The organism is Kocuria sediminis (genome assembly GCF_009735315.1).
Classification (GTDB): Bacteria; Actinomycetota; Actinomycetes; order Actinomycetales; family Micrococcaceae; genus Kocuria; species Kocuria turfanensis.
In genome coordinates this window covers 73,555-94,612 of sequence record NZ_WOGU01000008.1, presented here as the reverse complement: position 1 = coordinate 94,612, position 21,058 = coordinate 73,555, and the positions used below count along the sequence as shown (strand labels likewise).

Below are 21,058 nucleotides of genomic sequence, written 5' to 3'. Positions count from 1 at the left end.
CTACGTGAGGAGTTCACATGGCGAACTACACCGCCGCTGAGATCAAGGCCCTGCGGGAGCGCACCGGCGCCGGCATGCTCGACGTCAAGAAGGCCCTCGACGAGGCCGACGGCGACCTGCAGAAGGCCCAGGAGATCATCCGCGTCAAGGGCCTGAAGGGCGTCACCAAGCGCGAGGGCCGCGCCACGGCCGAGGGCCTCGTGGCCGCGCGCGTCGAGGGCAAGGTGGGCTACCTGGTCGAGGTCAACTCCGAGACCGACTTCGTGGCCAAGTCCGCCCCCTTCGTCGAGTTCGGCAACAAGGTCCTCGAGGCCGCCGTCGCCGCCGACGCGAGCTCCCTCGAGGAGCTCATGGAGGCCCAGGCCGACGGCAAGGCCGTCTCCGAGCTCGTCACCGAGACCGGCGCGCTGCTCGGCGAGAAGGTCGTCGTCCGCCGCCTCGCCCGCGTCGAGGGGGAGAACGTGGCCGTGTACCTGCACAAGACCTCCAAGGACCTCCCGGCCCAGGTCGGCGTGCTGCTGGCCGCCTCCGGCGCCCAGGCCGACCAGGTCGCCCACGACGTGGCCGTGCACATCGCCGCGATGTCCCCGACCTTCCTCTCCGAGGAGGACGTGCCCGCCGCGACCGTCGAGTCGGAGAAGCGCGTGGCCGAGGAGACCGCCCGCGCCGAGGGCAAGCCGGAGAAGATCATCCCGAACATCATCAACGGCCGCCTGAAGGGCTACTACAAGGACGTCGTCCTGCTCGACCAGGACTTCGCCAAGGACTCCAAGAAGACCGTCGGCAAGGTGCTCGAGGAGGCCGGCGCGACCGCCACGGCCTTCGCCCGCTTCCGCGTCGGCGCCTGACCGGACCCGTCCGGGCGCCACGGCGCCCCGCCGGAGGGAGGCGACCCTGCACCGCAGGGTCGCCTCCCTTCGTCATACTCGCTCCCACCTGCGGCGATGTCCCGGTGACCGCCGGCACCGGCGGAGGGGGAGCCGGGGGTTCTGTATGCTGAGGGAGGCCCGGGTCCGCTCCGCCCCACCCACGCGGGACCGTGCCCGTCCAGCAGCACCGTCGTCGCCGGGAGGAACCATGCCCACCACTTCAGCGTCCGAGATCCAGGACGAGGCCCTGCGCCTGAGCCGTGGCCCGCGGGTCACCCCCACGCGGCGCCGGGTCCTGCTGAAGCTCTCGGGCGAGGTCTTCGGCGGCGGCTCCATCGGCGTGGACACCCGGGTGATCCGCGACATCGCCGAGCAGATCGCCGCGACGGTCGGTCGGGTGGAGACCGCGATCGTCGTCGGCGGCGGCAACTTCTTCCGCGGTGCGGAGCTCTCCCAGGCCGGCATGGACCGCTCCCGCGCCGACTACATGGGGATGCTCGGCACCGTCATGAACTGCCTGGCCCTGCAGGACTTCCTCGAGCAGTGCGGGGTCGACACGCGGGTGCAGTCCGCGATCAAGATGGAGCAGGTCGCCGAGGCGTACATCCCGCGGCGCGCCATCCGCCACATGGAGAAGGACCGCGTGGTGATCTTCGGCGCCGGGGCCGGGCTGCCCTACTTCTCCACCGACACCGTCGCCGCCCAGCGCGCCCTCGAGGTGCACGCGGACGAGGTGCTGATGGCCAAGAACGGGGTGGACGGCGTCTACACGGCCGACCCGCGCACGAACCCGGACGCCCAGCGGCTGTCCGCGCTGACCTACGACGAGGCCCTGGCCCGCGACATCCGCGTGATGGACCAGACGGCCTTCAGCCTGTGCCGCGACAACGACGTGACGATGCGCGTGTTCGGCATGCAGGGGGAGGGCAACGTCTCCCGCGCGATCCTCGGGGAGCAGATCGGCACCCTCGTCACCGCCTGATCCGGCGCCCCGCGGCCCGACGCTAGACTGGGGCCAGCATGCCCGGGACGGGCGCCCCCGGCGCCGTTCCCGGCGGAACCGACCCCGCGCGGAGGACTCCGTGCGACCCGACGAAGGAGCTCCTACGTGATCTCAGACATCCTGTCCGAAGCGAAGACCAAGATGGGCAAGGCCGTGGACGGCGCCAAGGAGGACTTCGCCGGCATCCGCACGGGGCGGGCCAATCCCTCCCTGTTCTCCAGCGTCCTCGTCGAGTACTACGGCACGCCCACCCCCCTGCAGCAGCTCGCCTCCTTCCAGAACCCCGAGGCCCGCACCCTGCTCATCACCCCCTACGACCGCTCGGCCCTGACGGACATCGAGAAGGCGCTGCGCAACTCGGACATCGGCGCCAACCCGGCCAACGACGGCAACGTGATCCGTGTGGTCATGCCGGAGCTGACCCAGGAGCGCCGCAAGGAGTACGTAAAGATCGTCGGGCACAAGGCCGAGGAGGCCCGGGTGTCGGTGCGCAACATCCGCCGGCACGCCAAGGACCAGATCGAGAAGACCGTCAAGGACGGCGACATCGGCGAGGACGAGGGCAAGCGCGCCGAGAAGGACCTCGACGCCGTGACCAAGAAGCACATCGAGCAGATCGACGAGATGCTCAAGAACAAGGAAGCGGAGCTGCTGCAGGTCTGATGCCGGACCCGCGACCCCCGCACCAGGAGCTGAAGGCTTCCCCGGGACCCGCCGGGGAGGCCTTCCCCTCTCGTGCCCCCGGCACCCGCGGCGCGGCGCCGGGGCCGGGCCACCACCGGGAGCGGCGGCACACCGCCCCCTCGCGCGCCGGACGGAACCTGCCGGCCGCCGTGGGCGTCGCCGTGGTGCTCATCGGGACCCTGCTCGTGGGCCTGTTCGTCCAGCCCGTCGTGCTCGCCCTGCTCGCCGGCACGGCCGCCGGGATCGGGGTCTGGGAGGTCGGGCGGTCGCTGCGCTACCGCGGCATCTCCATCCCGCGCGTCCCGGCGGTCACGGCCGGGGTGCTCATGCCCCTCGCCGCGTTCGCCGGCGGGGGAGAGGCCCTCATGATGGCCGTGGTCGTGGGCCTGACCCTGGTGATCGTGTGGCGGGCGCTGGGTGACCGGGACGGGATGATCCTGTCCATCATGGGCTCGGTCTTCGCCCTCGTCTGGGTCGGGTTCCTCCTCAGCATCGCCCTGCTGCTCTACCACACGGACACCGGGGCCCTGAAGGTGCTCACCGTCATCCTGCTGGCCGTCGGCTCGGACACGTGCGGCTACGCCGTGGGGGTGGTCTGGGGCCGCCATCCCATGGCCCCGAGGATCAGCCCGAAGAAGTCCTGGGAGGGCTTCGCCGGCTCCCTGGGCGGCTCCGTGGTCATCGGGATCCTGTGCGCCGTGCTGCTGCTCGACCACGCCTGGTGGGAGGGCGCCGTCCTGGCCGTGGCCCTCGTGCTGGCCGCGACCCTCGGCGACTTCTCCGAGTCCATGGTCAAGCGCGAGCTGGGGATCAAGGACATGGGCACGCTGCTGCCCGGCCACGGGGGCGTGATGGACCGGATCGACTCCATCCTCTTCGCGGTTCCGGCCGGGTACCTGCTCTTCGAGCTCTTCGCCACGAGCGCCTGACCGGGCTTCCCAGGACCGCCCGCCCATGCCCCCCGAGCAACCAGCAGCCCGCATCCCTGCGACCCGCATCCCCCGCTGCGCCGAGGGCGCCCCGGGCTACGACGTCGCCGAGGTGGACGCCTTCCTGACCCGCGTGCGGGAGACCCTGGAGGCGCCCGGCCCCGCCCCGGGGGAGGAGCGGGCCCTGCTGCTGAGCACGCAGGTGCGCGCGGCCGTGTTCTCCAGGGCGCGGGGCGGCTACCGGCCGGAGGCCGTCGACGAGGTCCTGGACACCGCCGAGGACGCCCTCGCGGCCGCCGAGCGCGAGCAGGTCCTGCGCCTGCGCGGGCCCGAGGCCTGGCAGCAGCACGTCGACGCCCTGGCGGGGCTGCTGCGCGGGCGGATCGAGCGGCCGCGCACCCAGCGCTTCCGGCACCCGGCGCGGTCCCGGGCGCAGGGCTACTCGGCCGCCCACGTCGACGTGCTCTGCGAGCGCCTCGGCGCCCGGCTCAGGGACGCCGCCCCGCTGGCTCCGGCCGAGCTGCGCGGTGCCGTCTTCCCGCCCGCGCACGGCGAGCGCAGCTACGAGGAGCAGCAGGTGGACGCCTTCCTGGACCGCGCCGTCCAGCTCCTGCTGGCGCTGCGCTGACCCGACCGCCGCGGACGGCTGTGTATACAGCTTGCGACACGAATCGGCCGGATTGCCGCTCCCGTGTCACATTTCCACCCCATTCTGGGAATTCCCGGTGCTTCGTCTTGCCCCTCTGCATACAACGGCCTAGTGTGGTCCGCATCACATGAGGAGGTAGCCCATGTCCAACCAGCCACCCATCGACGCCGACGACCTCGTCGCCGACGTCGACTTCCCTGCGGCCCAGAGGTCGCCCGAGTTCCAGGAGCTGCGCCGGACCCACCGCGGCTTCGTCTTCCCGCTCACCGTCGCCTTCCTGGTCTGGTACCTGCTGTACGTGGTGCTCGCCATGTACGTCCCGCAGCTCTTCGCGATCCAGGTGGTCGGCAACGTCAACCTGGGCGTGATCCTGGGGCTGCTCCAGTTCGTCACCACCTTCGCGATCACGGGCGCGTACGTGTCCTTCGCCAACCGCAAGCTGGACCCGAAGGCCGAGGCCATCCGGGAACGCCTCGAGCCCAGCCTCGGGACCACCCGCGGCGTCCACGGACAGGAGAACTGACCGATGCACCACCTCCCCACCGCGCTCGCGCCCATGGCGACCGCCACCACGGAAACGGTCGGCACGCCCTGGATCAACATCTCCATCTTCGGGGCGTTCGTCGTGGTCACCATGGTGATCGTGCTGCGGGCCTCCAAGTCCACGGCCACGGCCGCCGACTACTACGCCGGCGGCCGTGGGTTCAGCGGCACGCAGAACGGCCTGGCCATCGCCGGCGACTACCTCTCGGCGGCGTCCTTCCTGGGCATCGTCGGCGCGATCGCGATCCAGGGCTACGACGGGTTCCTCTACTCCATCGGCTTCCTGGTGGCCTGGCTCGTGGCACTGCTGCTCATCGCCGAGCTCCTGCGCAACACCGGCAAGTTCACGATGGCCGACGTCCTGTCCTTCCGGCTGCGCCAGCGGCCGGTGCGCGTGGCGGCGTCCATCTCCACCCTCGCGGTCTCCGCGTTCTACCTGCTGGCGCAGATGGCCGGCGCCGGTGCCCTCGTGTCCCTGCTGCTGGGCATCGGGTCGCGGGCGGGGCAGTCCCTCGTGATCGTGGTCGTGGGCGTGCTGATGATCGTCTACGTGCTCGTGGGCGGCATGAAGGGCACCACCTACGTGCAGATCATCAAGGCCGTGCTGCTGATCTCGGGCGTGGCGCTGATGACCGTCTGGATCCTGGCGCTCTACGGCTTCAACTTCTCCTCCCTGCTGGGTGACGCGGTCGCCGTCTCCGGCAACCCCGCCATTCTGGAGCCCGGGCTGAAGTACGGCGTGAGCGAGACGAGCAAGCTGGACTTCATCTCCCTGGGGCTGGCCCTGGTCTTCGGCGCCGCCGGCCTGCCCCACGTGCTGATGCGCTTCTACACGGTGCCCACCGCCAAGGAGGCCCGCAAGTCCGTGGTGTGGGCGATCGCGCTGATCGGCCTGTTCTACCTCTTCACCCTCGTCCTGGGCTTCGGCGCGGCGGCCCTCATCGGCGCCGAGCGGATCCAGGCGGCCCCCGGCGGCGTGAACTCCGCGGCTCCGCTGCTGGCCTTCGAGCTCGGCGGCTCCCTGCTGATGGGCATCATCGCCGCCGTGGCGTTCGCCACGATCCTCGCGGTCGTCGCCGGCCTGGCCATCACGGCCTCGGCGTCCTTCGCCCACGACATCTACACCAGCGTCCTCAAGAAGGGGAACTCCGACCCCCGCCAGGAGCTGCGGGTCGCCAAGACCACCGTGGTGGTCATCGGCATCGTCTCCATCGCGGGCGGCATCGGGGCGCAGGGGCAGAACGTCGCGTTCCTCGTGGCGCTGGCCTTCGCGGTGGCGGCCTCGGCGAACCTGCCGACCATCGTGTACTCCCTGTACTGGCGGCGGTTCACCACCCGCGGCGCGGTCTGGTCCATGTACGGCGGCCTGCTCATCTCGGTGGGCCTGATCATCTTCTCCCCGGTGATGTCCGGCGCCGAGACCTCGATGATCCCCACGGCCGACTTCGCGTGGTTCCCGCTGCAGAACCCGGGCATCGTCTCCATCCCGGCGTCCTTCCTCCTGGGCTTCATCGGTTCCATGACGGAACGGCGCCTGGAGGACCCGGTCAAGCAGTCCGAGATGGAGGTGCGTTCGCTCACAGGCATCGGTGCGGAGAAGCCCGTCGCCCACTGACGCCGACCCCGCTCCCACCTGGGAGGACCCTCGGCCCGTCCGAAGCTCCGGCTTCGGGCGGGCCGAGGTCGTTCTCCGGAGCCGCACCGGGGATTCACGAAAGGGAAAAGACAGAGGCCTGACGGTCCGGTAGGGTGGCTGCAGAAGCCGGCTCAGGGTATTCCTGGGAAACTCGCCGGTTGCTTACAATGAAAGTCCCTCCCGGGACGGATAAGGAGCAATCATGGGAATCATCAGCTGGATCGTTCTCGGTCTCATCGCGGGCGCACTCGCGAAGCTCATCATGCCGGGCAACCAGGGTGGCGGCATCATCGTCACCATCGTCCTGGGCATCGTCGGCGCCCTCCTCGGAGGCTTCCTCGGCTCGCTGATCGGCATCGGTGACCTCGAGTCCGTGTTCGACATCGGCACGATCATCACCGCCGTCGTGGGAGCGCTCATCGTGCTCTTCATCTGGGGCGCGGTCGCCGGCCGCCGCGGCCGCACGCACTGACCCGCACCCCAGCGCCACCCGAGGCCCCGGCCACCGGAAACGGTGACCGGGGCCTCGGTCCGTCCGGACCCGCCGCGCCCGGGCGCCGGTCCGGCTGGGGGATACTGGGGCCATGATCTCCCCCTCCACCGCCCCCCGACCCCGTCCGACCCCCGAGCCGACCCCCGAGCTGCGCGCGCTGGCCGCCGCCGGCCCCCGCCGGGTCGTCGTGCTGGGCTCGACGGGCTCGATCGGCACCCAGGCGCTCGACGTCGTGCGGGCGGCGAACGGGCTCGACGGCGGGGCGCCGTTCCGCGTGGTGGCCCTCGCGGCCGGCCGGGGCCGGCTGCCGCTGCTGGCGGAGCAGGCCGTGGAGACCCGCGCCGCCGTGGTGGCGACGAGCGGCGGCGGGGGGGACGCCCGGGAGCTGGCCCGGCTGATCGGTGCGCGCGCCGCGGCCGCCGGCGCCGGGGACTACCGGCCCGAGATCCTGCACGGCCCCGAGGCCGCCACGGCGGCCGCGGCGCACCCCGAGGCCGACCTCGTGCTCAACGGGATCACCGGCTCGATCGGTCTCGCCCCCACCCTGGCGGCCCTGCGGGCCGGGCACCGGCTGGCGCTGGCGAACAAGGAGTCGCTGATCGCCGGAGGAGTCCTGGTGAAGGAGGCGGCCGCGGCCTCGGGCCGCTCGGACGCGCTGATCCCCGTGGACTCCGAGCACTCCGCCCTGGCGCAGGCGCTGCGCGGCGGGAGCGCCGCCGAGGTGGACCGGCTCGTCCTGACGGCCTCGGGCGGGCCGTTCCGCGGACGCACGCGGGCGCAGCTGGAGGCGGTCACCCCGCGCGAGGCCCTGCGCCACCCCACCTGGGACATGGGCGTGATGGTCACCACGAACTCGGCCTCCATGGTGAACAAGGCCCTGGAGGTGCTCGAGGCGCACCTGCTCTTCGACGTGCCCCTCGAGCGCATCGACGTGGTCGTCCACCCCCAGTCGGTGGTGCACTCCATGGTCCAGTTCGTGGACGGGTCGACGCTGGCCCAGGCCTCGCCGCCGGACATGCGCCTGCCCATCGCCCTCGGCCTCGCCTGGCCGCACCGGGTGCCCGGTGCCGCCGCCGCGTGCGACTGGACCCGCGCGACCGAGTGGACCTTCGAGCCGCTGGACCGGGACGCGTTCCCCGCCGTCGAGCTGATCAAGGCCGCGGGGGAGCGCGGGGGCACCCACCCGGCCGTGTTCAACGCCGCCAACGAGGAGGCGGTGCACGCCTTCCACGACGGGCGGATCCGGTTCCCGGCGATCGTGGACACGGTGGAGACGGTCCTGGGCGAGCACCAGGACGGCGGCGGCCTGGACCTGGACGCCGTCCTGGAGGCCGAGCGCTGGGCCCGGCGGCGGGCCCAGGAGGTCCTCGCCCGCTGACCGGACCCTGCCCGGCTCCCGGCGCACGTGCTAGTCTGTCGGGCGGATGACGAGTCCCAGCGTGCAGCCCTGGCTTGCTGGGCGGCAACCCTCTCCCGTAGTGGGGTGCCCCAGGTGAACCATCCGGCACCGGCCATCGTGGGCCGGCGGCAAGTACGGTTCGACCGCGGACGCGCCCTCCGGCGCGCCCTCGACCGTGGCCGTCGGGCCCGGTGGTCCCGGTGGGAACTCCCGACATCCTGGATCCACGGAAAGGCACGACATGCGATCGCAGCGCCTCACCCTCCTCGCCCTGGCCACCACCCTCGGCCTCACCCTCACCGCCTGCGGCGGCTCCGACCAGGCCGCCGGCGAGGGCGCCCTGGCCGACGGCAAGGTCAGCATCGGCGTCGTCGGCTCCCACCCGACCCACGACGTCCTCAAGCAGCTGGCCGAGGAGCAGGGCATCACCGTCGAGTACGTCGACTTCTCCGACTACAACCAGCCCAACCCGGCCACCGAGTCCGGCGACGTGGACATGACCTGGTTCCAGCACGTCCCCTTCCTCGCCGACTACAACAACTCCGCCGGGGGCTCCATCACCCCGATCGGCTCGACGTCGATCTACCCGCTGGGCCTGTACTCCAACGGGTACGACTCCGTGGACCAGTTCCAGAAGGGCGACGAGATCGCCGTGCCCAACGACGCCGTGAACCTCTCCCGGGCCCTGCTCGTGCTCGAGTCGGCCGGTCTCGTGGAGCTGAAGAGCGACACCCTCATCCCCACCGAGCTCGACGTCGACACCGATGCCTCCACGGTGCGGGTCACCCCCGTGTCGGCCGAGCAGACGGTGCTCTCCCTGGACTCCGTGGCCGGCTCGGTGATCAACAACGACTTCCTCGCCCGCGCCGACATCGACCCGAAGTCCGCCCTGGCCCAGGACGACCCCGAGGCGGAGGGCTCCCGCGCCTACGTCAACCTCTTCACCACCACCGAGGAGCTCGCCGACGACGAGACCCTCCGGAAGGTCGCGGACCTCTACCACGAGCAGGCCGTGATCGACGCCGAGATGGAGGAGACCAAGGACACGGCCGTGCCGCTGCAGCTGGAGCCGGAGGAGCTGCAGGAGCTGACCGCGCGCTACCAGCAGGAGCTGAAGGACCAGGACCAGTGAGCGCGGCGGTCCCCTCCGGGCCGCCCGCACGCGGGCGCCCGGACGAGGTGCTCGTCTCCTTCCGCAACGTCTCGAAGTCCTTCCGCACCGGCTCCGGGCGGGCCGCGCGCGAGGTGCTGGCCGTCGACGACGTCAGCCTCGACGTCCACCGCGGCGAGATCTTCGGCGTGATCGGCTACTCCGGGGCGGGCAAGTCCACCCTGGTGCGGCTGATCAACGGGCTCGAGCCCGTCTCCTCCGGGTCCCTGACCGTGGAGGGCTTCGAGGTCGCCGGCCGCAAGGAGACCGAGCTGGCGCCCGTCCGGCGGGAGATCGGGATGATCTTCCAGCAGTTCAACCTGTTCACGTCCCGGACCGTGGCCGGCAACGTCGAGTACCCGCTCAAGCGGGCCGGCTGGCCCAAGGAGAAGCGGCAGGCGCGGGTCGCCGAGCTGCTGGAGTTCGTGGGCCTGTCCGCGCGCGCCGGCAACTACCCGGAGCAGCTCTCCGGCGGGCAGAAGCAGCGCGTGGGCATCGCCCGCGCGCTGGCGACCAGCCCGAAGCTGTTGCTCGCCGACGAGTCGACGAGCGCCCTGGACCCGGAGACCACTCAGGAGGTGCTGCAGGTGCTGCAGCGGGTCAACCGGGAGCTGGGCATCACGATCGTGATCATCACCCACGAGATGGACGTGGTCCGGGCGATCGCCGACCGCGTGGCCGTGATGCAGGACGGCAAGGTGGTGGAGCACGGCTCGACCGTGGACATCTTCGCCCGGCCGCGCACCGAGACCGCACGCCGCTTCGTCTCCTCCGTCCTGCACTCGGTGCCGGACGAGCGCGAGGTCGAGCGGCTGCGCCGGGCCCACCACGGGCGCCTGGTGATCGTGGACGTCGGCGACGGCGTGGACATCGGCGGGGTGCTCTCCGACGGCGCCGCCCGCGGGGTCCGCTTCACCATCGCCTACGGCGGGATCAGCGTGCTCCAGGAGCAGTCCTTCGGGTCCCTGACCTTCGAGCTGACCGGTGAGGACGCGGCCGTGCAGGCCGTGGTCGACGAGCTGTCCCGCATCACGACCCTGAGAGAGGTGGCCGCGTGAACGACTGGTCCGTGCTGGGCCCCGAGCTGCTCTCCGCGCTCGGCGAGACCCTCTACATGGTGTCCGTCACCCTCGTCCTCGCCGGGTTCCTCGGGATGCTCGTGGGCGTGGGCCTCTACGTGACCCGCCGGGGCAACATCCTGGAGAACCGCGTGGTGCACGAGGGGCTCAACCTCGTCGTGAACTTCGTCCGGCCGATCCCCTTCATCATCCTCCTGGCGGCGCTCGGGCCGCTGACGCAGCAGGTCGTCGGGACCCGTCTGGGCCCCAACGCGGCGATCTTCGCGATGACCATCGGGGCGATGTTCGCGGTGGCCCGCATCGTCGAGCAGAACCTGATGAGCGTGGACCCCGGCGTGGTGGAGGCCGCCCGCTCGATGGGCGTCTCGCGGGGGAGGATCATCACCACCGTGATCCTGCCCGAGGCCCTCGGGCCCCTGGTGCTCGGCTACACCTTCCTGGTCATCGGCATCACGGACATGTCCGCGATGGCCGGGGCCATCGGCGCCGGGGGACTGGGCGACTTCGCCCTGCGCCTGGGCTACCAGCGGTTCAACGACGAGGTCACGTGGGCGGCGGTCGCCGTGATCGTCGTCCTCGTCCAGCTCGTCCAGCTGGTGGGCAACCGGCTGGCCCGGCGCATCCTGCGCCGCTGACGCCCCGGCGCCCCGGCGCTGCCCGCGACGGCCGGTCCCTCCCCGGAGGCGACCGGCCGTCGTCGTGCGCGGGACCGTGACACCGTCCGTCCAGGATCGTGGTGCACACTGGTCCTCGCCGCGCACGCGCGGCCCTGCCGTCCCCGGCGCCCGCCGGGGACGACCCGACGATCCCCGGAGGTCCCCGGATGGGCGTGGTCCTGTTCCTGGTGGGCGTGCTGCTCGCCGCCGTGGCCATCGCGGTCTCCATCGCCCTGCACGAGCTCGGCCACCTGGTCCCCGCCAAGCTCTTCGGCGTGCGCGTCACCCAGTACATGGTCGGCTTCGGCCGCACCGTGTTCTCCCGCCGCCGCGGGGAGACCGAGTACGGGCTCAAGGCCGTGCCGCTGGGCGGCTACATCTCCATGGTCGGGATGTACCCGCCCGCCCGGGCGGGGAGCACAGCGCGGACCGCCGGCACCGGGGTCCTCCAGCAGCTCGCCGCCGAGGCCCGCAGCGCCTCCGCCGTGCAGCTGGCCCCCGGGGACGAGGCCCGCGTCTTCTACCGCCTGCCCGTGTGGAAGCGGATCGTGATCATGCTCGGCGGGCCCGTGATGAACCTGCTGCTGGGCACCGTGTGCCTCGCCGTGCTGCTCACCGGGTTCGGCACGGCGACCCCGACCACGACGGTCGCGTGGGTCTCGGAGTGCGTGGTGCCCGCCGAGCGGCAGGCCGCCGGGCAGAGCGAGTGCCGTGCGGAGGACCCCGAGGCGCCGGCCAACGCGGCCGGACTGCGCCCCGGGGACGTCGTCACCGCCGTCGCCGGCGCCCCCGTGGCCACGTGGGAGGAGCTCACCGCGCGGATCCGCGACCGCGCCGGGGAACGGATCCCCGTGGTGGTCGAGCGCGACGGGGCGGAGGTGCGGACCGCGCTCACCCCGATCCTCACCTCCCGGCCGGTGGTCGACGACACCGGCGCCGCCGTGACGGGCCCCGACGGCGCGCCCCGCTACGAGGAGGTGGGGTTCATCGGGATCAGCCCCACCGCCGTTCCCGTCCGGCAGCCGCTCACCGCGGTGCCCGGCGCGGTGCTCGACGGCCTGGAGCAGATCGCCGGGGTCGTGCTGCACCTGCCGCAGCGGATCTACGAGGTGGGGCAGGCGGCGTTCTCGGACGCGCCGCGGGACCCGGACGGGCCCATCTCCGTGGTCGGGATCGGCCGGATCTCCGGGGAGATCGCCGCCCACGAGGAGATCGAGCTGCGGGACAAGGCGGCCTCCCTGGTCGGGCTGATCGGATCGGTGAACCTGGCGCTGTTCGTCTTCAACCTGCTGCCCCTCCTGCCCCTGGACGGCGGGCACGTGGCCGGCGCCCTGTGGGAGGGCCTGCGGCGGGGCGTCGCCCGGCTGCTGGGCCGCGCCGACCCGGGCCCGTTCGACCCGGCGCGGCTGCTCCCGCTGACCTACGCCGTGGCCGTGCTGATGATCGGGATGTCGGTCCTGCTGGTCTACGCGGACATCGTGAAGCCCGTGCAGCTGTTCTGAGCCGTTCGGCCACGGCGGAATCCGGGGACCGCGCCCAGGAACCGTCCCGGGGCATGGGGCACAATGGGAGGCGACGACGGACCCGGCGACCGGGTCCGCCCGCCACCGTTCCCGCACCTGTCCGCGAACTCCTCGGAGGAACCCTTGACCCCGGTCAGCCTCGGCATGCCCGCCGCACCCCCGCCCGTCTTGTCCCCGCGCCGGAAGACCCGGCAGATCCGGGTCGGGTCCGTGGGCGTCGGTTCCGACTCGCCGGTGAGCGTGCAGTCCATGACGACCACCCCGACCACGGACATCAACGCCACCCTGCAGCAGATCGCCGAGCTGACCGCCTCCGGGTGCGACATCGTCCGGGTGGCCTGCCCGTCCCAGGACGACGCCGACGCCCTGCCGATCATCGCCATGAAGTCCCCGATCCCGGTGATCGCCGACATCCACTTCCAGCCGAAGTACGTGTACAAGGCCATCGAGGCCGGGTGCGCCGCCGTGCGCGTGAACCCGGGCAACATCCGCAAGTTCGACGACCAGGTCGCCCAGATCGCCCGCGAGGCCAAGGCCGCCGGGGTGTCCATCCGGATCGGGGTGAACGCGGGCTCCCTGGACCAGCGGATCATGGACCGGTTCGGGAAGGCCACCCCGGAGGCGCTCGTGGAGTCCGCGGTGTGGGAGGCGTCCCTGTTCGAGGAGCACGACTTCCACGACTTCAAGATCTCGGTCAAGCACAACGACCCCGTCACCATGGTCCGGGCCTACCAGCTGCTGGCCGAGCGCGGCGACTGGCCCCTGCACCTGGGCGTGACCGAGGCCGGCCCGGCGTTCCAGGGCACCATCAAGTCCGCGACCGCCTTCGGCGCCCTGCTCTCCCAGGGCATCGGCGACACCATCCGGGTCTCGCTCTCCGCGCCCCCGGTCGAGGAGGTCAAGGTGGGCAACCAGATCCTGCAGTCCCTGGGCCTGCGCCCGCGCAAGCTCGAGATCGTCTCCTGCCCCTCGTGCGGACGCGCCCAGGTGGACGTCTACACGCTCGCGGACGAGGTGACCGCGGGCCTGGAGGGTCTCACGGTCCCGCTGCGCGTCGCCGTCATGGGCTGCGTCGTCAACGGCCCCGGTGAGGCCCGCGAGGCCGATCTCGGGGTGGCCTCCGGCAACGGCAAGGGCCAGATCTTCGTCAAGGGCGAGGTCGTGAAGACCGTTCCCGAGGACCGGATCGTGGAAACCCTGATCGAGGAGGCCAACCGCATCGCCGCCGAGATGGACGCGGACGGGGACGGGGAGAGCGCCGCCGGCAGCCCCGTGGTGAGCGTCAGCTGACGGGCCGGTGACGATCGGGTGAGGACGCAGCGGAGGACGGCGCCGCGGCTCGTGCCGGCGGGGGAGGTCGACCCCGCCGACCTGGACCGCCTGCTCGGGGCGGACCCCGTCGCCCACGCCTTCGTGGCCGCCCACGTGGAGTCCCACCGCCGCGGCAGCGGCTCCCGGGTGCCGCCGGTGGTCGGCACGGCGGGCCCGGACGGGCAGCTCACCGGGGCCTGCTGGACGGGCACCAACGTGGTCCCCATCGCCCTCGACGAGCCGGGCCTCGACCTCGTGGCCGGGCACCTGCGCCGGGGCGGGGCCCGGTACGCCTCCGTCTTCGGCCCGGCCGAGCCGGTGCTCGGACTGTGGTCCCGGCTCGAGCGCTCGTGGCCGCGGCCCTTCGACGTCCGCCCGGTGCAGCCCCTGCTGGCGATCGACCACGACCCGGCGCCCGCGCCGCACCCCGGCGTCCGGTTCGCCACGAGCGCCGACCTGCCCGCCGTGCTCCCGGCCAGCGCCGCGATGTTCGAGGAGGAGGTCGGCTACTCCCCGTACTCCGGCGGGGACCGCGGCTACCGCGACCGGGTGGCCGCCCTCGTCGGCTCGGGACGCTGCCTCGTGCTGACCGACGAGCGGGACCGGGTGGTGTTCAAGGCCGACCTCGGCTCGGTCGCCCGCGGGGTCGCCCAGGTGCAGGGGGTGTGGGTCGACCCGGCGCACCGGGGCCGGGGGCTGGCGGTGCCGTGCATGGCCGCCGCGGTGCGCCTGGCCCGCCGCACCACCCCGGTGATCAGCCTCTACGTCAACGACTACAACACCCGCGCCCTGGCCACCTACGAGCGGGTCGGCTTCCGCCGGGTCGGGACCTTCGCGACCGTCCTGCTCTGAGCCCGGCACCGGGCGAGCCGTCCGGTGCGGCGCCGGGGGTGTAGATTTGACCGGAATCCGCGGCGCCGTCGGTGCCGCACCCCCTCTCGACGCCCCGGGCCCGGCCGCACCTCGCCGCGCTCCCCGGGAGAAACGGAGCCCACGTGGCGCTGCGCCTCTCCTCCCTGTTCCTGCGGACCCTCCGCGAAGACCCGGTCGACGCCGAGGTGGACAGCCACCGGCTGCTCGTGCGCGCCGGCTACATCCGCCGCGCCGCTCCGGGCATCTACACCTGGCTGCCGATGGGCCTGCGGGTGCTCGCGAAGGTGGAGCGGGTGGTGCGCGAGGAGATGGACGCGATCGGCGCCCAGGAGGTGCACTTCCCGGCGCTGCTGCCGCGCGAGCCCTACGAGGTGACCAACCGGTGGACGGAGTACGGCGAGAACCTCTTCCGCCTGAAGGACCGCAAGGAGGCCGACTACCTCCTCGCGCCCACGCACGAGGAGATGTTCACCCTGCTCGTGAAGGACCTGTACTCCTCGTACAAGGACCTCCCGGTCACCCTCTACCAGATCCAGGCCAAGTACCGTGACGAGGCCCGCCCGCGCGCCGGCCTGCTGCGCGGGCGCGAGTTCGTGATGAAGGACTCCTACTCCTTCGACGTCGACGACGCCGGCCTCGACGAGTCCTACGCCCGCCACCGCGAGGCCTACGTCCGGATCTTCGAGCGCCTGGGCCTGCCCGTGGTCGCCGTGTCGGCGCAGTCCGGGGCCATGGGCGGCTCCCGCTCCGAGGAGTTCCTGCACCCCACGCCGATCGGGGAGGACACCTTCGTCCGCTCGGCCGGGGGCTACGCGGCCAACGTCGAGGCGGTCACCACGGTGGTGCCGCCCGAGCGCGCGCTCGACGACGCGCCCGAGGCGCGGGTGCTCGACACCCCGGACAGCCCCACCATCGACACGCTCGTGGAGCGCTCGAACGAGCTGCACCCGCGCGCCGAGGGTCCCTGGACCGCCTCCGACACGCTCAAGAACGTGGTGCTGGCCGTCGTCCTGCCCGACGGCGGGCGCCGGCTCGTGGCGGTCGGCCTGCCCGGGGACCGTGCGGTGGACCTCAAGCGCATCGAGGCCGGCGTGGGCGCCGCCCTGGAGGTCTCCGGGGAGGTGCTGGTGGAGCAGGCCACCGACGAGGACCTGCGCACCTGCCCGCTGCTGGTGAAGGGCTACATCGGCCCGGGCCTGGGTCTCGACCAGGCCGTGCTCGGCGAGGACTCCTCCACCGGGATCCCCTTCTTCGTCGACCCGCGGGTGGTCCGCGGCACCCGCTGGATCACCGGGGCGAACGTGGCCGGCAAGCACGTCTACGACCTCACGGCCGGGCGCGACTTCGCCTGGGACGGCGTCCTCGAGTGCGCCGAGGTCCGGGCCGGCGACCCCGCGCCGGACGGCTCCGGCCCGCTCGAGGCGGCCCGCGGCATCGAGATGGGCCACATCTTCCAGCTGGGCCGCAAGTACGCCGAGGCCCTCGGGCTGAAGGTCCTGGACCGCAACGGCAAGCTCGTCACCGTGACCATGGGCTCCTACGGGATCGGCGTGACCCGCGCGGTGGCCGCCCTGGCCGAGGCCTACCACGACGACAAGGGCCTGCTCTGGCCCCGTCAGGTCGCCCCGGCCGACGTCCACGTGGTCGCCACCGGCAAGGGGCCCGAGGTGCTCGAGGAGGCCGAGCGGATCGTCGCCGAGCTCGAGGCCGAGGGCATCGAGGTGCTCTTCGACGACCGCCCCAAGGTCTCCCCGGGCGTGAAGTTCGGCGACGCCGAGCTGCTCGGCGTGCCCACCGTGCTGGTGGTCGGCCGCGGGCTCAAGGACGGCCTGCTGGAGCTCAAGGACCGCGCGAGCGGCACCAGCGAGGACGTGGCCCGGGACGGCATCGCCGCGGTGGTCTCCGCAGCCGTGCGCGGCTGAGCCCGTGGACCAGCTCGAGGGCTGGCTGGGGGCCTCCGGCCTGGAGCAGGTGGAGCCCGGCGTGGTGGTCCTGCTGGTCGCCGCCGGGCTCGCCGCCGGGTTCATCGACGCCGTGGTCGGCGGCGGCGGGCTGCTGCAGCTGCCCGTGGTGCTCATGGTGCCCGGGATCAGCCCGGTCCAGGCGCTGGCGACCAACAAGATGGGCTCCGTGTTCGGCACGGCCACCAGCGCGCTGACGTTCTACCGCCGCACCTCCCCGGACCTGCGCACGGCCCTGCCCATGGCCGGGGTCGCGCTGGCCGGCAGCTTCGGCGGCGCGGCCCTGGCCGCGTCCCTGCCGGAGGAGGTGTTCCGGCCCATCATCCTCGCGGCGCTGGTGGCCGTGCTGCTCTTCACCGTCGCCCAGCCGACCGTCGGTCAGCTCACCGAGCTGCGCCACAGCGGGGCGCGGCACTACGGGACGGCCATGGTGATCGGCACGGTCATCGGCTTCTACGACGGCGTGATGGGCCCGGGCACCGGGTCGTTCCTGGTGATCGCCATGATCACGCTGCTGGGCTACAGCTTCCTGGCCGCGAGCGCGAAGGCGAAGATCGTCAACCTGGCCACCAACGTGGGCGCCCTGCTGTTCTTCTTCGGGCACGGCTCGGTGCTGTGGGGCCTGGGGCTGCTGCTGGGCCTGTCCAACATGGTGGGCGGCTACCTCGGGGCGCGCACCGCCGTGGCCCGCGGCAACCGGTTCATCCGGGTCGTGTTCCTGAGCGTGGTCTCGCTGCTGATCCTCAAGCTGGGCGTCGACGTGCTCCGCGGGGCCTGACGCCCGGGCCTGCCTCCCTGGCCTGATCCCGGGGGCCTGATCACCGGGTCTGCCCCCGGCGGGGCGGTGGCCCGGCCGGCTCCCTGCGGCGGGACACCCGGGCCGCCCCGGGGCGATGCCGGGGCGAGGCCTGCCGCGCGTCACGGTGCGCGGGACGCGGTGGAACGGTCGTCGGGGAGCACCCCGGGCAGGGCGTCCACCTCGCCGCCGAGCTCCGCGCGGAGCGTGCCGGCCCGCTCGAGCGCCTGCAGCGCCCAGCAGCGTGTCGCCGGCTCGCCCTGGGCGAGGGCGTGCGCGGCGGCCTCCTGCACGTCGCCGGCCGCCGCTGCGGCACCCCGCAGGGGGTCCTCCGCGATGTCCCCGGGCAGGACGTAGGCGCCGGCCCGCAGCCCGGGCTCGGCCGCGAGCACGCCGCGCGCCACGGGTGCCCCCAGCAGGTCCGCCACGTCCGCGCGGGCCTGCCGCAGCGGACCGTCCGCCGGCGCGCCGGCCGGCGCGGCGCGGGCGGCCAGCGCCTCGAGGGTGTAGCCGGCCCGGTCCAGCGCGGACCACAGTGCCGCCGCGGCGGGCGTCGTCGCCCCGGAGCCGGGGTCCGCGCCGGGCGTGCACAGCTCCGGGGCCCCGGCGTCCCCGCCCAGCTGCCCGGCCGTGGTCGCCCGCGAGGCCGCGACGGCGCCGAGGACGCGGGCCAGGGCGGGGTCCTCGGCGTCCAGGGCGTCCCGGGCCAGGGCGCCGGCCGAACGCGCCAGGGCGCCGGCGAGGTCCTCGGTGTCCGCCGGAGCGCCGGGTCCGGCGGCGTCCGCGGGGGCGAGGTGCGCGGCCCGGCCCCCGGGCGCCGGGCCGAGGGCGGCGAGCTGGCGGTCCAGGTCGGCGCGCACGGCAGCCCCCTCCTCGAGGGCCTCCAGGGACGGGTGCGCCAGCAGCGCCTCCGTGCGCGACCACGCGTCCGCCCGCGCCACCTCGTCCGGGGGCACCGGCCGCGCCGCGCCGAGCCACCAGCCGCCGACCGCGGCGAGGAGCACCACCAGCACCGCGAGCAGCGGCGGGAGCGCCCGGCGGGCGGGCGTGCGGGGATCGGTCACCGGGGGCTCCTGGGCGGGGGGAGGGGGAAGGGCGGGGTCCCGGTTCATCATAGGATCTGCAGGAGCGACCCCGCCCGACCCGACAGCACCAGGAGATCCCCGTGAGCGAGCAGAGCAGCACCGGACCCGACGACCGCCGGCGGCTGGCCGAGCTGATCGGACCGGTCGTGGAGGAGGCGGGCCTGGTCCTGGAGGACGTCGCCCTGAAGCCGAGCGGGACCGGGCTGGTGCTGCAGGTGCTCGTCGACCTCCCCGAGGACCGCACCGACAGCGTGGACATCGACCGGATCGCCGAGGTGGCCCGCGCGGTCTCGGACGCGCTGGACCGCGACGACCCCGTGCCCGGGTCCGCCTACGAGCTGGAGGTCTCCTCCCCGGGGGCCACCCGGGAGCTCACCGAGCCCCGGCACTGGCGGCGCTCGCTCGGGCGGCTGGTGCGCGTCACCCCCCTGGAGGGGGAGAAGTTCACCGCCCGGCTGCTGGAGGTGGCGCCGGACGGCGTGGTCCTGCAGCGCAGCCACCAGGCGAAGAAGGGCATGCCCGCCCGGCTGCTCGACCCGGAGCGGTGGCCGTTCGACCGCGTGCGCCGGGCCAAGGTGGAGGTCGAGTTCACGGACTGAGCGCCCCGGAGCACCCCCGGGCGAGTGTAAGATGTGCCGTTGACGCCGCGGCGCCCACCGGCGCCGCGGTCCGCAGTGCGACGACAACCGAGTACAACGAACGAGTGTGCGAACACGACCCGTGGCAGCGCTCCGTCCTCACCGACGGCGCGCTGTTTCGTCCCCGGGGTCGACACGTGAGGAAGGCCGGACATGGACATCGATATGAGCACCCTCCGACTGCTGGAGCGTGAGCGCGACATCCCCGTGGACCTGCTCATCCCCACGATCGAGCAGGCCCTCCTGCTGGCCTACCAGAAGAGCCCCGGGGCGCTGCCGGGCGCCCGCGCCGAGATCGAGCGCCGGACCGGGCACGTGACCATCTGGGCCCCCGAGCTCGACGAGGACGGCGAGGCGATCGGGGAGTTCGACGACACCCCGGCCGGCTTCGGGCGGATCGCGGCCTCCACGGCCCGCCAGGTGATCCTGCAGCGCCTGCGCGACGTCGAGGACGACGCCGTGCTGGGTCACTTCAAGGGCCGCGAGGGCGAGATCGTCTCCGGGCAGATCCAGCAGGGCCACAACCCGCACATGGTGCAGGTGGACCTCGGCACCGTGGAGGGCGTGCTGCCCCCGCACGAGCAGTCCCCGGGCGAGAAGTACCTGCACGGGTCCCGGATCCGGACCTTCGTGGTGGAGGTCAAGCGCGGTATGAAGGGCCCGTCCATCACGCTGTCCCGCTCCCACCCCGACCTCGTGCGCCGGCTCTTCGAGATGGAGGTGCCGGAGATCGCCGACGGCTCCGTGGAGATCATGGCCGTGGCCCGCGAGGCCGGGCACCGCACCAAGATCGCCGTGCGCGCCACCCAGGGCGGGATCAACGCCAAGGGCGCCTGCATCGGCGAGATGGGCTCCCGGGTGCGCGCGGTGATGAGCGAGCTGCACGACGAGAAGATCGACATCGTGGACTGGTCCGACGACCCGGCCCGCTGCATCGCCAACGCCCTGTCCCCGGCCAAGGTGTCCCGGGTCACCGTGCTGGACGAGCGCGCCCGCTCCTCCCGCGCCGTCGTCCCCGACTCCCAGCTGTCCCTGGCCATCGGCAAGGAGGGGCAGAACGCCCGCCTCGCCGCGAAGCTCACCGGCTGGAAGATCGACATCGTCCCCGAGTCGAAGGCGGCAGCGCGGGCCTGAGCCCGCCCCCGGGGACGGGCCGCGCGCCGCCGTGCGGGGTCCCGTCCCGGGTCCTCCCCCGCCCGGTTTCGGCTCAGGGCCGTCCCCGGGATAGACTGGTCCACGGTCAGATCGTTGGTGGTCCCTGTCCGGCGCCGGATCCCCGGCCCGCGCGAGCCGTCCCGACGTCCCGCCGCGAGACGAGGAGCCCTGAGTGAGTGCGGACTCCCGTCGCACGTGCATCGGATGCCGGGCCACCGACCACCCTGACCAGCTCGTACGCGTGGTGACCGAGCCGGACGACGGCGGCCGAAAGGCCGTGCTCGACCGGACCGGGCGCCTCGGCGGTCGTGGAGCCTGGCTCCACCCCTCACGCGAGTGCCTGGACACGGCCCTGCGCCGGCGCGCCTTCCGGCGCGCGTTCCGGGCCCCCGTGGACACCGAGGGGATCGCCCCCGAGCTGGACGCCCTGCTGTCCTCACGGACGGCCCGGCGACCGGGCGCACGAGTGCCGACCACAGCCGTCCCCGGACGGCAGCCCGCGCGGTCCGACCGGACCGGTGACCACGTCCGCACGCGGGTCAGAACTGGAAAGCGAGTCAGAGAACCGATGGAAAACCGATGAGTGCCCAGCGATGAGTGCTTCGTTGTGCTCTGCCTACGGCCTC

At 73.1% G+C, this 21,058-nt stretch carries 21 protein-coding genes and 1 riboswitch; of the genes, 20 read left to right on the top strand and 1 reads right to left on the bottom strand.

The window, feature by feature from the left end:
• Positions 1-17: 17 nt before the first annotated feature.
• From tsf to GMA12_RS10790, 17 genes are all read left to right on the top strand, one after another.
• Complete coding sequence (tsf, locus tag GMA12_RS10870; RefSeq protein WP_156269528.1) at positions 18-848, top strand: translation elongation factor Ts; 831 nt, start codon at positions 18-20, stop codon at positions 846-848.
• 229 nt (positions 849-1,077) lie between these two features.
• Positions 1,078-1,851, top strand: a complete 774-nt coding sequence (gene pyrH, locus GMA12_RS10865) for a UMP kinase (protein WP_240898775.1) — start codon at positions 1,078-1,080, stop codon at positions 1,849-1,851.
• A gap of 126 nt (positions 1,852-1,977) precedes the next feature.
• A complete protein-coding gene (gene frr / locus GMA12_RS10860; RefSeq protein ID WP_047801870.1) occupies positions 1,978-2,535 on the top strand; it encodes a ribosome recycling factor in 558 nt (185 codons plus the stop codon).
• Entirely contained in the window at positions 2,535-3,485 is a 951-nt protein-coding gene (locus GMA12_RS10855) for a phosphatidate cytidylyltransferase (RefSeq protein WP_156269527.1), read from the top strand. The genes frr and GMA12_RS10855 overlap by 1 nt, the downstream gene beginning before the upstream one ends.
• Before the next feature lie 25 nt (positions 3,486-3,510).
• A complete protein-coding gene (locus GMA12_RS10850) occupies positions 3,511-4,113 on the top strand; it encodes a DivIVA domain-containing protein (RefSeq protein ID WP_156269526.1) in 603 nt (200 codons plus the stop codon).
• A 163-nt stretch (positions 4,114-4,276) separates the two neighbouring features.
• Positions 4,277-4,657: a DUF485 domain-containing protein gene (locus tag GMA12_RS10845; protein ID WP_156269525.1), complete on the top strand. Its 381-nt coding sequence runs from the start codon at positions 4,277-4,279 to the stop codon at positions 4,655-4,657.
• Positions 4,658-4,660: 3 nt separating this feature from the next.
• Complete coding sequence (locus GMA12_RS10840) at positions 4,661-6,292, top strand: monocarboxylic acid transporter (protein WP_206064675.1); 1,632 nt, start codon at positions 4,661-4,663, stop codon at positions 6,290-6,292.
• A 223-nt stretch (positions 6,293-6,515) separates the two neighbouring features.
• Positions 6,516-6,785: a GlsB/YeaQ/YmgE family stress response membrane protein gene (locus GMA12_RS10835; protein WP_156269524.1), complete on the top strand. Its 270-nt coding sequence runs from the start codon at positions 6,516-6,518 to the stop codon at positions 6,783-6,785.
• 112 nt (positions 6,786-6,897) lie between these two features.
• The gene (gene dxr / locus GMA12_RS10830) at positions 6,898-8,184 is read left to right on the top strand and encodes a 1-deoxy-D-xylulose-5-phosphate reductoisomerase (RefSeq protein WP_156269523.1); all 1,287 of its coding nucleotides are present in this window, start codon (positions 6,898-6,900) and stop codon (positions 8,182-8,184) included.
• Positions 8,185-8,229: 45 nt separating this feature from the next.
• A riboswitch (SAM riboswitch) is annotated at positions 8,230-8,346 on the top strand.
• A 100-nt stretch (positions 8,347-8,446) separates the two neighbouring features.
• Entirely contained in the window at positions 8,447-9,337 is an 891-nt protein-coding gene (locus tag GMA12_RS10825) for a MetQ/NlpA family ABC transporter substrate-binding protein (RefSeq protein ID WP_156269522.1), read from the top strand.
• Positions 9,334-10,413, top strand: coding sequence for a methionine ABC transporter ATP-binding protein (locus tag GMA12_RS10820; RefSeq protein ID WP_162459740.1), 1,080 nt, complete (start codon positions 9,334-9,336; stop codon positions 10,411-10,413). Before GMA12_RS10825 ends, GMA12_RS10820 begins: the two co-directional genes overlap by 4 nt.
• Positions 10,414-10,469: 56 nt before the next feature.
• Complete coding sequence (locus GMA12_RS10815) at positions 10,470-11,069, top strand: methionine ABC transporter permease (protein ID WP_156269610.1); 600 nt, start codon at positions 10,470-10,472, stop codon at positions 11,067-11,069.
• 188 nt (positions 11,070-11,257) lie between these two features.
• A complete protein-coding gene (locus GMA12_RS10810; RefSeq protein ID WP_156269609.1) occupies positions 11,258-12,592 on the top strand; it encodes a M50 family metallopeptidase in 1,335 nt (444 codons plus the stop codon).
• A gap of 144 nt (positions 12,593-12,736) precedes the next feature.
• Positions 12,737-13,903: a flavodoxin-dependent (E)-4-hydroxy-3-methylbut-2-enyl-diphosphate synthase gene (ispG, locus tag GMA12_RS10805; RefSeq protein WP_156269521.1), complete on the top strand. Its 1,167-nt coding sequence runs from the start codon at positions 12,737-12,739 to the stop codon at positions 13,901-13,903.
• A gap of 18 nt (positions 13,904-13,921) precedes the next feature.
• Complete coding sequence (locus GMA12_RS10800) at positions 13,922-14,776, top strand: GNAT family N-acetyltransferase (protein WP_370831233.1); 855 nt, start codon at positions 13,922-13,924, stop codon at positions 14,774-14,776.
• Positions 14,777-14,919: 143 nt separating this feature from the next.
• Complete coding sequence (locus tag GMA12_RS10795) at positions 14,920-16,719, top strand: proline--tRNA ligase (RefSeq protein ID WP_162459739.1); 1,800 nt, start codon at positions 14,920-14,922, stop codon at positions 16,717-16,719.
• Positions 16,720-16,723: 4 nt separating this feature from the next.
• Positions 16,724-17,536: a TSUP family transporter gene (locus tag GMA12_RS10790; protein WP_370831229.1), complete on the top strand. Its 813-nt coding sequence runs from the start codon at positions 16,724-16,726 to the stop codon at positions 17,534-17,536.
• A 140-nt stretch (positions 17,537-17,676) separates the two neighbouring features.
• Here GMA12_RS10790 and GMA12_RS10785 read toward each other — a convergent pair whose 3' ends face one another.
• A complete protein-coding gene (locus GMA12_RS10785) occupies positions 17,677-18,618 on the bottom strand; it encodes a hypothetical protein (RefSeq protein ID WP_156269520.1) in 942 nt (313 codons plus the stop codon).
• Between the two features lie 101 nt (positions 18,619-18,719).
• Between GMA12_RS10785 and rimP the strand changes: the two genes are divergently transcribed.
• The 3 genes from rimP to GMA12_RS10770 all read left to right on the top strand — a co-directional run bounded on the left by rimP (position 18,720) and on the right by GMA12_RS10770 (position 21,015).
• Entirely contained in the window at positions 18,720-19,238 is a 519-nt protein-coding gene (gene rimP, locus GMA12_RS10780; RefSeq protein ID WP_162459738.1) for a ribosome maturation factor RimP, read from the top strand.
• A gap of 192 nt (positions 19,239-19,430) precedes the next feature.
• The gene (nusA, locus tag GMA12_RS10775; protein ID WP_156269518.1) at positions 19,431-20,411 is read left to right on the top strand and encodes a transcription termination factor NusA; all 981 of its coding nucleotides are present in this window, start codon (positions 19,431-19,433) and stop codon (positions 20,409-20,411) included.
• A 193-nt stretch (positions 20,412-20,604) separates the two neighbouring features.
• Positions 20,605-21,015: a YlxR family protein gene (locus GMA12_RS10770; protein WP_370831224.1), complete on the top strand. Its 411-nt coding sequence runs from the start codon at positions 20,605-20,607 to the stop codon at positions 21,013-21,015.
• Positions 21,016-21,058: the final 43 nt, after the last annotated feature.

Excerpts from the sequence above, each read along its gene's own strand:
- tsf (WP_156269528.1), top strand. The coding sequence starts at position 18 with ATGGCGAACTACACCGCCGCTGAGATCAAGGCCCTGCGGGAGCGCACC.
- pyrH (WP_240898775.1), top strand. The coding sequence starts at position 1,078 with ATGCCCACCACTTCAGCGTCCGAGATCCAGGACGAGGCCCTGCGCCTG.
- GMA12_RS10855 (WP_156269527.1), top strand. The coding sequence starts at position 2,535 with ATGCCGGACCCGCGACCCCCGCACCAGGAGCTGAAGGCTTCCCCGGGA.
- GMA12_RS10850 (WP_156269526.1), top strand. The coding sequence starts at position 3,511 with ATGCCCCCCGAGCAACCAGCAGCCCGCATCCCTGCGACCCGCATCCCC.
- GMA12_RS10845 (WP_156269525.1), top strand. The coding sequence starts at position 4,277 with ATGTCCAACCAGCCACCCATCGACGCCGACGACCTCGTCGCCGACGTC.
- GMA12_RS10840 (WP_206064675.1), top strand. The coding sequence starts at position 4,661 with ATGCACCACCTCCCCACCGCGCTCGCGCCCATGGCGACCGCCACCACG.
- GMA12_RS10835 (WP_156269524.1), top strand. The coding sequence starts at position 6,516 with ATGGGAATCATCAGCTGGATCGTTCTCGGTCTCATCGCGGGCGCACTC.
- dxr (WP_156269523.1), top strand. The coding sequence starts at position 6,898 with ATGATCTCCCCCTCCACCGCCCCCCGACCCCGTCCGACCCCCGAGCCG.
- GMA12_RS10825 (WP_156269522.1), top strand. The coding sequence starts at position 8,447 with ATGCGATCGCAGCGCCTCACCCTCCTCGCCCTGGCCACCACCCTCGGC.
- GMA12_RS10815 (WP_156269610.1), top strand. The coding sequence starts at position 10,470 with ATGGTGTCCGTCACCCTCGTCCTCGCCGGGTTCCTCGGGATGCTCGTG.
- GMA12_RS10810 (WP_156269609.1), top strand. The coding sequence starts at position 11,258 with ATGGGCGTGGTCCTGTTCCTGGTGGGCGTGCTGCTCGCCGCCGTGGCC.
- nusA (WP_156269518.1), top strand. The coding sequence starts at position 19,431 with ATGGACATCGATATGAGCACCCTCCGACTGCTGGAGCGTGAGCGCGAC.